General features: G+C 70.4%; 9 protein-coding genes. 5 read left to right on the forward strand and 4 right to left on the reverse strand.

The window, feature by feature from the left end; all coding sequences use genetic code 11:
* Together FL311_RS46190 and FL311_RS35390 are read left to right on the forward strand one after the other, a co-directional pair.
* The coding region (locus FL311_RS46190; protein WP_141332103.1) for an ABC transporter permease at nucleotides 1-1,131 on the forward strand (1,131 nt) is incomplete at its 5' end.
* Nucleotides 1,132-1,230: 99 nt separating this feature from the next.
* A complete protein-coding gene (locus tag FL311_RS35390) occupies nucleotides 1,231-2,124 on the forward strand; it encodes an NAD(P)-dependent oxidoreductase (protein ID WP_141332104.1) in 894 nt (297 codons plus the stop codon).
* Between the two features lie 90 nt (nucleotides 2,125-2,214).
* On the opposite strand, the gene FL311_RS35395 is transcribed toward FL311_RS35390, so the two are convergent.
* Together FL311_RS35395 and FL311_RS35400 are read right to left on the reverse strand one after the other, a co-directional pair.
* A complete protein-coding gene (locus FL311_RS35395; RefSeq protein WP_141332105.1) occupies nucleotides 2,215-3,600 on the reverse strand; it encodes a RagB/SusD family nutrient uptake outer membrane protein in 1,386 nt (461 codons plus the stop codon).
* A gap of 3 nt (nucleotides 3,601-3,603) precedes the next feature.
* The gene (locus FL311_RS35400) at nucleotides 3,604-6,606 is read right to left on the reverse strand and encodes a SusC/RagA family TonB-linked outer membrane protein (RefSeq protein WP_141332106.1); all 3,003 of its coding nucleotides are present in this window, start codon (nucleotides 6,604-6,606) and stop codon (nucleotides 3,604-3,606) included.
* A gap of 548 nt (nucleotides 6,607-7,154) precedes the next feature.
* On the opposite strand from FL311_RS35400, the gene leuS reads away from it, so the two are divergent.
* The 3 genes from leuS to lptE are packed head-to-tail and all read left to right on the forward strand — an operon-like array spanning nucleotide 7,155 to nucleotide 10,827.
* Nucleotides 7,155-9,656 carry a leucine--tRNA ligase gene (gene leuS, locus FL311_RS35405; protein ID WP_141332107.1) on the forward strand — a complete coding sequence of 834 codons (2,502 nt, stop codon included), beginning with the start codon at nucleotides 7,155-7,157 and terminating at the stop codon, nucleotides 9,654-9,656.
* A 12-nt stretch (nucleotides 9,657-9,668) separates the two neighbouring features.
* Nucleotides 9,669-10,271, forward strand: a complete 603-nt coding sequence (locus FL311_RS35410) for a hypothetical protein (protein WP_141332108.1) — start codon at nucleotides 9,669-9,671, stop codon at nucleotides 10,269-10,271.
* A 31-nt stretch (nucleotides 10,272-10,302) separates the two neighbouring features.
* A complete protein-coding gene (gene lptE / locus FL311_RS35415; RefSeq protein ID WP_141332109.1) occupies nucleotides 10,303-10,827 on the forward strand; it encodes an LPS assembly lipoprotein LptE in 525 nt (174 codons plus the stop codon).
* 75 nt (nucleotides 10,828-10,902) lie between these two features.
* Here lptE and rpsT read toward each other — a convergent pair whose 3' ends face one another.
* On the reverse strand, nucleotides 10,903-11,175 hold the full coding sequence (gene rpsT, locus FL311_RS35420) for a 30S ribosomal protein S20 (RefSeq protein ID WP_141332110.1): 273 nt from the start codon (nucleotides 11,173-11,175) through the stop codon (nucleotides 10,903-10,905).
* A gap of 136 nt (nucleotides 11,176-11,311) precedes the next feature.
* Nucleotides 11,312-11,670: VOC family protein (locus FL311_RS44410; protein WP_194869493.1), on the reverse strand; the 359-nt coding region annotated here is incomplete at its 5' end.

Genomic DNA, 11,670 nt, shown 5'->3' on the forward strand with positions numbered 1-11,670 from the left:
CTGGAGACGTACCCGTTCCCCAGGACGGTGGGGACGCCGGGGGCGCTGCGCCACTGGGTGGAGGCGGTGGTGGGCTCGCCGGGGCTGAGTGTGGTGCTGTGGCCCGGCAGGCTTTTGGTGGCGCCGTCGCTGGCGCGCGACACGGCGGCCTTCTGGAGCGCGCTGCCGCCCGTGGTGGTGCTGGCCGTGGCGCACTACGTCTGGGTGCGATTGGCGGAGGTGCCCTTCGAGGAGACGGCGGTGACGCAGGCCGAGGCGCGCGTGCGTGAGCAGTCCCAGCGCCTCTCCGGGACGCTCGTGCGCAAGGGCGGGCTGGGGGCTCGCAAGGCGCCCTTCCGGCTGTCGGCGCGGGGGCGTCCCGAGGTAGCGCTCATCTGGAAGAACCTCATCACCCGCAAGCGGATGGCGGGCGGGGTGTGGACGGTGATGGCGCCGCTGCTGCTCGCCGCCGTCATCGTGTCGGTGATGGGCGAGTCGAACGTGTTCACCGACACGCGCCGCGTGGTGGGGCCCATGGCCACGCTGCTGGCGGTGATGATGACGGTGGTGGGGCCGAGCGCGTTCCGCATGGACCTGCGCATGGACCTGCCGAAGCTGGACCTCTTGCGCGCGCTGCCGCTCGCGGGCTGGCAGGTGGTGGGCGCGGAGCTGGCGGCGTCGGCGCTGGTGGTCAGCAGCCTGCAACTGGGGCTGCTCGCGGTGGGCCTCGTCTGTGGCCCGGGCGCCGAGGACGACTGGCTCATGACGTACTGGTGGCCCGGGGGACTGGCGCTGGCGGCGCTGTTGCCCTCGGTGGCGCTGGCGGGGCTGTTCGTCCAGAACGGCGCGGTGGTGCTGTTCCCCGCGTGGGTTCCGGCGGACCGGGTGGGCAGCGCGCGCGGCATCGAGGCCCTGGGCCAGCGCCTGCTGACGCTGGTGGGCTCGCTGGTGGTCTCCCTGCTGGGGCTGGTGCCCGCGGCGCTGGTGGGCTCGCTGGTGGCCTTCGTGGCCTGGAGCTCGCTGGACCTCTGGGCGCTGCCGCTGGCGGGACTGGCGGCGGCGGCCGTGCTGCTGACGGAGGTGGGGCTGGGCGTGCTCTGGCTGGGCCGCGCTTTCGAACACCTGGACGTCTCCGAGGACCGGCCGGAGTAGGCCCGAGCGTCGGCTCCTGGACTCGCGCCCGGAAAGAGGTGGCGGGCACCGGGCCCGGGCGCGCAGGAAGTCCGCGGACCGAACCGACGGGAGCGCGACATGAAGGTGGGATTCGTGGGACTGGGCAACATGGGGCTGCCCATGGCGAAGAGCCTGCTTGGCGCCGGGCATGCGCTGACGGTGTGGAACCGCTCACCGGCGCGAGGCGAGCCCCTGGTGAAGCAGGGCGCGCGCATGGCGTCGAGTCCCGCGGACGCGGCCCGGGGCGCCGACGTGGTGTTCAGCATGCTCGCGGACGACGTGGCGGCGGAGGCCGTGTCCGTGGGCGCCCAGGGCATCGTCGAGGGGCTGGGCAAGGGCGCGGTGCACGTCTCCTCGAGCACCATCTCCGTGGCGCTCTCCCAGCGCCTGACGGACGCGCACACCAGCGCGGGGCAGGGCTACGTGGCGGCGCCCGTGTTCGGCCGTCCCGAGGCCGCCGAGGCGAAGCAGCTGTGGGTGGTGGCCGCGGGCGCGCAGGTGGACGTGGAGCGCGTCAAGCCGCTGCTGGAGTCGTTGGGCCGGGGCCTCACGGTGCTGGGCGAGCACGCGTCCATGGCCAACGTGGTGAAGCTGTCGGGCAACTTCCTCATCGCGTCGATGCTGGAGGCGCTCGCGGAGGCGTTCGCCTTCACGCGCAAGTCCGGCGTCGAGCCCCGACAGTTCCTGGAGGTGTTCCAGTCCGTCTTCGCGAGCTCGCCCATCTTCGCCAACTACGCCCGCGCCATCGCGGAGGAGCGGTACTCGCCGGCGGGCTTCGCCCTGCGGCTGGGCCTCAAGGACGTGGGGCTGGTGCTGGAGGCGGCGCGCGCGGCGGAGGTGCCCATGCCGCTGGCCAGCCTCGTGAGGGACCAGTACCTGGGCGGCGTGGCCCAGGGACACGGAGACCTGGACTGGTCCGCGCTGGGAGCGCTCGTCGCGGAGCGCGCGGGGCTGGGCAGGCCTCCTCGCTGAAATGAAACGCCCCGGGCGAGCGACGAGGCGCGCACCCGGGGCTGGGGCGACGGGGGCTCCAGGCGTTGGCGCTGGAGCCCCGGAGGACGGCTACTGCCGTCCGTTGACCTCGGCGACGGGGATGGGGAAGAACGCGTGCGGCGGGACGTTGGGGTCCAGGTTGCGCGGCAGCTCGTCCAGCTTCCCGTAGCGGCGCATGTCGATCCACCGGTGGCCGCCCTCGAACATCAGCGAGTAGCGCTTCTGCTTGAGCAGCTCGTCCAGGGCGTTCTCCTCGGTGATGTCCGTGCGCGCCGGCAGGCGGCCGGAGCGGGTGCGGATGTAGTTGAGGTCATCCGCGGCGGCGCCAATCTGGCCCATGCCGATGTTGGCCTCGGCGCGCAGGAGGATGAGCTCCTCGTTGCGGATGATGGGCACGGGCGCGTCCGCGGACGTGTACAGCGTGAAGCGCAGGTCCGTCGTCAGCTTGCCGTCCGCGGCGCTGACGGGGGCGTTGAGCTTGACCGTCTTGCGCGTCACGCGGTCATCCACCGGGCCACCCGCGCCCGCGGTCTCCGCGTCCGTCGCGATGGACGGGTGGGCGAAGACGGTGGTGGACAACAGGCCGTTGTCCGCGTCGCCGGAGGCCGCGCGGAAGACGTGGTAGACGCCGACGTTGAGCGAGGCGAGGGCCGCGGCCTTCGCGCCGTCATCGGCCGGGACGTTGGCGGTGATGAAGGACTGGCTCAGCGCCGTGAGCGCGTCCTCGTTGCGGCCCATGTACACGGCCACGCGCGCGCGGACGGCGCGGTTGAACGTGCGGAACGTCGCCGGCGTGTCGAAGCCGTTGAAGCCCGTGCTCAGCCGGAACGAGAAGCTGTCCCCGGCGTTGTCCAGGTGGCCCGCGGCCGTGTCGAGCAGCCCGGCGATGTGGGCGAACACCGCGTCCTTGCCCTCGATGGGGGCCAGGTCCGCGCCCAGCGGGCGGTCCACGTCGATGGGCGCGCCCTGGGTGTCACGCGTGTTGATGACCACCAGGAAGTCGAGCGCCTGCATCGTCTTCGCGAAGCCGCGCACGCCCTCCTTCTGCGCGTCCGACAGGCCCGCCACCTTCTCCAGCGCGGCCAGCAGGGTGTTGGCGTTGCGGATGTTGGCGTAGGGCGCCGTCCAGTAGTTGCCGCCGAAGGCCGCGGCGCCCGGGTCCATGACGGGGCCGAGCATCTCGTCGATGGCGCGCGGGTCCGCGGGGTCGAACACGTACGCCTCGCGGCCGATGACGCCCAGCTGCGCGACGTAGCCGTTCGGCGCCGACACGCCCGCGCGGTGGCCCAGCAGCAGGCCCGTGGACGCGCTGTTGACGCCGGAGACGGTGGGGTTGTCGCGGAAGGCATCCAGGCTGGGGTTGTTGAGGTCGCCGATGTCCAGGCTGCCGCAGCCGCCCAGGCCCACCGCCGCGCACAACGCCAACAGGGTCTTCTTCGTCTGGTACATGTTCATGGCTTAGAACCCGACGTCGAGCGACGTCCAGAAGCTGCGGCTGGGAGGGAACGGGGCGACGTCGATGTTGCGCGCGATGGCCTGGTTGCCGAAGTTGCTCACCTCGGGGTCCAGACCCGAGTAGCCCGTGAACACCAGGAGGTTGCGGCCACTGAGGCTCAGCCGCGCGTTCTGGAGCTTCGGGATGGCGGACACCCAGCTCTTGGGCAGGTTGTAGCTGAGCGTCACCTCGCGCAGCTTCAGGAACGTCGCGTCCTCGATGTAGATCGTCGCGTTGCCCCGGCGGTTCGCCACGCGCTCGCGGCCCGCCGTCTCGAAGTCCGCGGAGGTGCCCGCGCTGTCATACAGGTAGCGCGTCAGGTTGATGATGTCGCTGCCCTGCTGCCAGTGCCACAGGAAGGACAGCGTCACGTCCGCGTAGCGCAGCGTGTTGGCGAAGCCCATGGTGAAGGTGGGCTCCGTGTCGCCAATCTTGCGGACGATGGGGTTGCCGTTCGCGTCGCGGCCCACGTTGCCGACGATCTGCGTGGCGGACGCGCCCTCCTCGATGAAGAACGCGCCCAGCGAGTTGCCGAAGCCGCCCGCCTGGAACGGCGCCACCGGCAGGTTCGTCACCTTGCTGCGGTTGAGCGCGAACGTCGCGGAGCTGGTCCACTCGAGCGGGCCGCTCAGCGGCGTCACCTGCACCATGGCCTCGATGCCGCGGTTGCGCAGCGAGCCGCCGTTGACGAACTGGGTGGTGAAGCCCGTGGAGGTGGGCAGCGCGCGGCGCAGCAGCATGTCGCTGATGCCACGCTGGTACACGGACAGCTCCAGCGTCAGGTCGCCGCCGAACAGCAGCGCGTCGACGCCGGCCTCGATTTCGCGCTGGCGCTCCGGACGGATGTTCGGGTCGCCCGCCACGCCCGTGCCGATGAGGCCCGGGGTGCCCTGCACGTTGTTCAGCGCGCTCATGCCGCTGAACTTCATGCCGTACTGGGGCAGGTTGCCCGTCTCGCCGTAGGCCGCGCGGACCTTCAGCTCGTTCATGAACGCGGGCAGCGTGGGGATGCGGTACGCGGCCGCCAGCTTGGGGAAGAAGAAGAGCTTGTTGGGGTTGCCGTTGACGCTGGACTGCTCGCCACGGATGGCGCCCACCAGGGTCAGCCGCTCCTCGAGCAGGAGCACCTCCTCCTGCAGGTAGTAGCCACGGTCCCTGACGTGGTTGGCGTCGTCGCGCACGCCAATCACCGTGCCGTTGTCCACGCCGGGCTGGCCGGCGTTGAGGTTCTCGCTGATGACGTAGGTGGAGTCGATGCGGCGCTCCTCGAGCTGCACACCGGCGGACGTGGTGGCGCTGAGGAACTTGGAGGCCGGCTTGTAGCTGTGCACCAGGTTGAGGCCGCCGTTGAGGTTGCGCACCTGGCTGGTGCCGAACAGCGACGTGCCCGGGAAGGTGTCGTCCACCGGCTCGAAGTTGAGCTCGGGCGGGAACAGCAGCCGGTTCTCCTGCTGGAAGCGGTCCACGCCCGCGTTGGCCAGCACGCGCAGGTGGTGCTCGTCCGTCTTCATCAGGTGGATGGTGGCGTCACCGGACCCGATGAAGCGCCACACGTCCTCGTCGTTCTTCACCAGCGCGGCCGTCTGCAGCGGGTTGGCGCCGTTGCCGAGGAACGGGTTGGTGGGGTACACGCCGGCCGCGTCCGGGTCCATGTTCAGGAACTCGGGCACGTTGGGCAGCACCATGTAGTTGGTGATGGTCTGGTTGTCGTTGTTCGTCAGACCGCGCTGACCCAGCGTGTGGATGAGGTTGGTGGCGACGTTCACCTCCACCGCCTCGCCGATCGTCTGACCCAGGTTGAGGCGGAACGACTCCTTCTCGTACCCGGTGTTCTTGATGATGCCCTCGTCGTTGCGGAGCATCGCGGACGCGAAGTAGCGCGTGTTGCCGCTGGCGCCGCTCACGCTGGCGAGCGTCTCCGTGGACAGGTCCCGCCGGCCGCTCAGCTTGGCCTCGTGGTCATACCGGTTGCCGGTCCAGTAGTTGGCGGCCTCCGGACCGAAGGTCTCCACGGCCTCTTCCACCGTCTCGAAGCGGCGGGTGCCCAGCTTGTTGGCCAGCGTGTACATGCCCACGCGCTGGGTGAGCTCCACCTTGGGCTCGCCGGCGCGGCCGCGCTTGGTGTTGATGATGACGACGCCGTTGGCGGCCTTGGAGCCGTAGATGGCGGCGGCGGACGCGCCCTTGAGGACCTCGATGCTCTCGATGTCGTTGGGGTTGATGTCCGCGATGCGGTTGACCTGGTTGTCCTGGGTGGGGTTCGGGTTGGAGCCGCCCACCGAGTCGGTCACCACGTACACGCCCGAGGCGATGGCCACGTCGCTGACGAGCACGCCGTCGATGACGTAGAGGGGCGCGGTGGAGCCGTTGATGGTGGACACGCCGCGCAGGCGCATCTGGATGCCGCCGCCCGGGGCGCCGGAGTTCTGCTGGATGTTGGCGCCGGCGATCTTGCCCTGGAGGGCCTGGTCCACCGTCTGCGCGGGCGCGCGGTTCATCTCCTCCGCGCTGACGGAGGCCACCGAGTTGGCCAGGTGCTTGCGCGCCAGCTCGGAGGCGCGGCCCACGACGACCATCTCCTCGGAGAAGACGTTGTCGAGCGCCACGTTCACGCTGGTCTGCGTGGCGCCGACGCGCACCTCACGCTCGCCGTAGTCCTGGCTGGAGAACAGCAGCGTGGTGGCACCCGGCGGGACGTTGGGCAGCACGAACGTGCCGTCCAACTCTGTCTCCACGCCCTGGGTGGTGCCCTTGATGATGACGCGCACCAGCGGCAGGCCCTCGTTCGTCAGCCGGTCCGCGACGCGGCCTCTCACCGTGCGGCCCAAGGAGGGCGCGGGCGCCGCGGCGGGCGGGGGGGAGGCCGGAGTGGTGGCGGCCGGAGCCTGCGCGGGTGCCGGGCTCACCGGAGCCTGCGCCGCGGGCGTCTGCGGCTCGGGAGCCGGAGTGGTGGCTTCCTGCGCCATTGTTTCCAACGAGAAGAGTGCGATCACGCACCCCGGAATCAACGCTCTCTTAAGCGTCATTCGGATCTTTCCTCGCAACGGTGGGAACGGCCCCCCCTGCAGGTGCCGTGGGCGCGAATCGTCGGTGGGTGAACTGAACCAAGTCAATGGTAAGACTTGTTTTTCAAGAATGTTGGCCAAATCCATCCAAACGGAAATATTCCGATCTCGTATCGAGAGCTGGCTGACGCGAAGCGCGATGGACCGGCGCCACGAGGGAAGCGGTGTCCCTACCCGAGGGGGGACGTCGTGGATCTCCGTAAGGTCGACGTGGTGGGGAGGGTGGAGGCGTCACCGCATCAGCCCCCGCGGGGCGGCGCTGTAGCGGGCTGTGTTGGCGCGGTGCATCCGTGCCTGCGGCCGCCCGGTTCCATGCGCGCGGCGGGCACAGAACGGCCGGGCCGGGGGTTCTCTCGGGTCAGCCGGAGAAAGCGGGCTCCGTCGGCCAGGAGTGGCCGGCGAGATTGGTTGCCCCCAGGGCCGGCCCTCCCATAAGAGGCGCAGCGGATATGGCGATGAACGAGCGTTACGAGCCGCAGGCGATTGAAGGTAAGTGGCAGGCCCGTTGGGACGAGGCCGGCATCTTCCGGGCGGGCAGGCGTCCGGGCGCACCGAAGAAGTACGTGCTCGAGATGCTGCCGTACCCCAGTGGCAAGATGCACATGGGACACGTGCGCAACTACCTCATCGGGGATGTGTACGCGCGCTACTTCCTGATGCGCGGCTACGACGTGCTGCACCCCATGGGCTGGGACGCGTTCGGCCTGCCGGCGGAGAACGCGGCCATCAAGGACGGCGTGCACCCGGCCATCCGCACCCAGGAGAACATCGTCTCCTTCAAGGCGGAGATGAAGAGCCTGGGCTACAGCTACGACTGGTCCCGCGAGGTGAATACCAGCCAGCCGGAGTACTACCGCTGGAACCAGTGGTTCTTCATCAAGATGCTGGAGAAGGGGCTCGTCTATCGCCGCTTCAGCAAGGTGAACTGGTGTACCGGCTGCCACACCGTCATCGCCAACGAGCAGGTGAAGGACGGCGTGTGCGAGCGCTGCTCCTCGCCCGTGGTGGACCGCGAGATGCCCGAGTGGGCCTTCCGCATCACCGCCTTCTCGCAAGATTTGTTGGACGCGCTGGACACGCTCAAGGAGTGGCCGGACCGCATCACGTCCATGCAGCGCAACTGGATTGGGCGCTCGGATGGCGCGGAGGCGGACTTCCGCGTCCAGGGGCATGACGCCTCCATCCGCGTGTTCACCACGCGCGTGGACACCATTTACGGCTGCACCTACGTGGTGCTGGCGCCGGACCACAAGCTGGTGGCCCAGGTGACGACGCCCGAGCGCCGCGCGGACGTGGACGCCTTCGTGAAGAAGATGGCGGCCCAGTCCAAGACGGAGCGCACGGGCGAGGACACGGAGAAGGAGGGCGTCTTCACGGGCGCCCACGCCCTCAACCCGTTCACCGGCCAGCCGGTGCCCGTGTGGATCGCCAACTTCGTGTTGAGCGACTACGGCACCGGCGCGGTGATGAGCGTGCCCGCGCACGACGAGCGCGACTTCGCCTTCGCGCGCAAGTACAGCCTGCCCGTGAAGGTCGTCATCCAGCCGGCCACGGGCGACAAGCTGCCCGCGGGCGACGTGCTGGAGGCGGCCTACACCGAGTACGGCGTGCTGGTGGACTCCGGTGAGTACAGCGGGAAGACGTCCGAGGCGGCGCGTCAGGAGATGGCGCGCAAGCTGGAGTCGGAGGGCAAGGGCCGCGCGACGGTGACGTACCGCCAGAAGGACTGGGGCTTCAGCCGCCAGCGCTACTGGGGCACGCCCATCCCCATCGTCTACTGCGAGAAGTGCGACCCCGAGCGCCACGGCATTCCCGTGCCCGAGTCGCAGCTGCCCGTGAAGCTGCCCGAAATCGACGTGCAGGAGGTGCTCACCGGCAAGGGCGAGCCCCCGCTGGCCAAGGTCGCCTCGTGGGTGAACACCACGTGCCCCAGGTGCGGTGGCCCCGCGCGCCGGGAGGCGGAGACGATGGACACCTTCGTCGACTCCTGCTGGTACTTCGCGCGCTACCTGTCGCCGCACTACGACGCCGCGCCGTTCGACCCGAAGGAGGCCCAGCGCTTCCTGCCCGTGGACATCTACGTGGGCGGGCCCGAGCACGCGGTGATGCACCTGTTGTACTTCCGGTTCTGGACGCGGGTGATGAAGCTCTTGGGCTTGAGCCCGGTGGACGAGCCCGTCACGCGGCTGATCACCCAGGGCATCGTCAACGGTCCGGACAAGCGCAAGATGTCCAAGCGCTGGGGCAACGTCGTCGCGCCGGCCTCCATCATCCAGAAGTACGGCGCGGACACCGCGCGCGCGTACGTGGCGTTCGCGGGCCCGCCGGAGCGTGACTTCGACTGGTCCGACGCCCAGGTGGAGGGCGTGTTCCGCTTCCTGAAGCGCGTCTGGGTGCTGGCCTCCACGCACCAGGCCGCCGTGGCGGGCGCCACGCACGCGGGCCCCTTCGAGGGCAAGGCGCTGGAGATCCGCCGCGCGGCGCACAAGGGCCTGAAGCGGGTGGGGGAGGCCATCGAGCGGCTGTCCTTCAACACCGCCATCGCGGGCATCATGGAGTGCCTCAACGCGCTCTCCGACGCGGGCACGCCGGAGACGCCCGCGGAGAAGGCGGCCATGGCGGAGGCGGTGCGCCTGTTGTCGATGATGCTCACGCCCTTCGCGCCGCACATCGCGGACGAAATCGCGGAGGCCTACGGCAGCGCGCAGCTCACCGTCTCGCAGGCGTGGCCCGAGTTCGACCCGGCCCTGGTGGTGGACGACGTCATCCCCTACGCGGTGCAGGTGAACGGCAAGCTGCGCGCGGAGATCCAGGTGCCCGCGGACGCGAGCGAGGCGGACGTGCGCGCGGCGGCGGAGGCGGACGAGCGGGTGAAGTCCGCCATCACCGGCAAGACGCTGCGCAAGTTCGTCTTCGTGCCCAAGCGGCTGGTGAACTTCGTCGTCGGCTGAGCGGGGAGTCGGGTGCCCACCGAGGTCCTCGTCATGTGCACCGCGTGTGGTCGGCCCCAGGCGGCCGGCGGCGCGCGGTGCATCGCGTGTGGCGCGCCCCTTCCGGACGCGCCGCTGCCGGCCCCTCCGCCGGCGGACGTGCCGCCTCCGACTCCTCCCGGGCCGTTCCTGACGGCGGACCTGGGGGGAGGCCGCCAGCTCGTCGGCGAGGCGGGGCGGCTCTCCTATCGCATGGCGGAGGGGGTGGCGCCCCGGGTGGTGGAGCTGGTCCACCTGCGCGCGCTGACGCTCGAGACGCGGCCCTTCCTGGAGGCGCTGATGCTCTGCGGCTTCGGTGCGCTGGGGGCCGTGGCCTCGGTGCTCGTGCTCAAACTCGTCGCCTTCGGACTGACGGCGCTGGGCGTGCTGCTGGCGGCCGTGTGCCGCGTGCACACGCTGGTGCTGGAGACGTCCACTGGCGGCACGACGCGCTGGTCCCTGGGGCTCGCGCGGCGGGGCTCGGAGCGGGACGCGCGGCTGCTCCAGGCCTGGCGCACGCTGGCGGGCGCGGTGAAGGCGCGGGGCGTGGTGGTGACGGACGCGGACGGGCGCCCGGTGGACGGGCCTCACGCTTGACGCAAGGGCCGGGGCGGGTAGGGTGCCGCCCATGTCGCTCCGCTCGAAGTCCGCCTCACGGCGTCTCCACGTGGCCGTGCTGCTGTCGGGCTTGGGGGTGGGCTCCCTGCTGCTGTCCGGCTGTGGCTACCGCTTCACGCCGCGCGGTGAGGGGCTGCCCGAAGGCGTGAAGTCCGTGTGCGCGCCCATCTTCACCAACGACACGCCGGAGCCCGCGCTGGAGACGCTCTTCACGCGCCACTTCCGCCAGGAGCTGACGCGCGTGGGGCGGCTGGGCAGCGGGGCGTCGTGCGACGCGAAGGTAGAGGGGGCGGTGCTGTCGCTGTGGAGCTCGCCCACCATCGTGGGCCGCTTCTTCCGCGTCGCCGCGACGGTGCGCCTGCGGCTGGTGCGGGAGGGACAGCCACCCCAGGAGACAGTCATCTCGGGGACCGAGGACTACCTGCCGGGGAGCGGAGACATCCTCGAGGCCGAGTCCAACCGTCAGGCGGCCCTGGACCGGTTGGCGCAGGTGCTCATGCGGGATGGGTTCGATCGGCTCGCCAGCACCTGGTGAGGAGGCGCAAAGCCTCCTCCCGGGGAGCCTGTTTCGAGGACTGGGTGGGGACCTGTCGAGAGGCCCCCGGGTGCATCAGGCCTGACGCGCGCTCTTGGCGGCGGCCTTGGCCAGGCGGGAGATGCGGCGGGACGCGGTGCGCTTGTGGATGACGCCCTTCGTCGCGGCCTTGCTCAGCGCCTTGGAAGCCGCCTTGAGCGCGTCCGTCTTCTTGGCGCCGTCCTTGGAGCCGATGGCCTCCCGGGCGGACTTCACGGCGCTCTTCACGTCCGTGCGGACGGTGACGTTCCGGGCGCGGCGCTTCTGGGACTGACGGTAACGCTTCTCTGCGGACTTGGTGTTGGCCAAGAGAAATCTCCAGCGAAAGGCAGGCTAAAAAGAGGGGCCGTCCTTACTGCGACGCCTCGCAGGCGTCAAGACGGGCGTGTGCGTACGGACGGGTTTTCCGGGCTCCGGACGCGATCAGAAGGCTCTGGCGGGGGAATCACCCAGCCTGGGTGGTGTATTCCCACACCAGCCCGGCGGGGTCCCGGAAGGTCAGCCGCCCGGCGCCCGCTTCGAGCACGGCGCCCGGCGAGGTCCGCTCCACCTGCCGGCGGATCAGCGCCACCGCGTGCTCGGACGGTGCTTCCAGGGTGAGGGTGGCCCCTGTCGCCGCCGTCTTCGCGCGCTGGAAGACGAGCCGGATGGATCCGCTCTCGTAGCGGGCCTCGTCCGCCGGGACAGGGGCCGGGATGATCCACCCGAGCAGGGCCGCGAGCGGCGTCCAGAAGGCGGACTGGGCCTCCAGATCCACCACGCCCAGGCGCAGCGTGGAGAGGGGCGCGCGGGGCAGGGTGGTGG

This window comes from Myxococcus sp. AB025B, from assembly GCF_006518215.1.
In the GTDB taxonomy this organism is placed as follows: domain Bacteria; phylum Myxococcota; class Myxococcia; order Myxococcales; family Myxococcaceae; genus Myxococcus; species Myxococcus fulvus.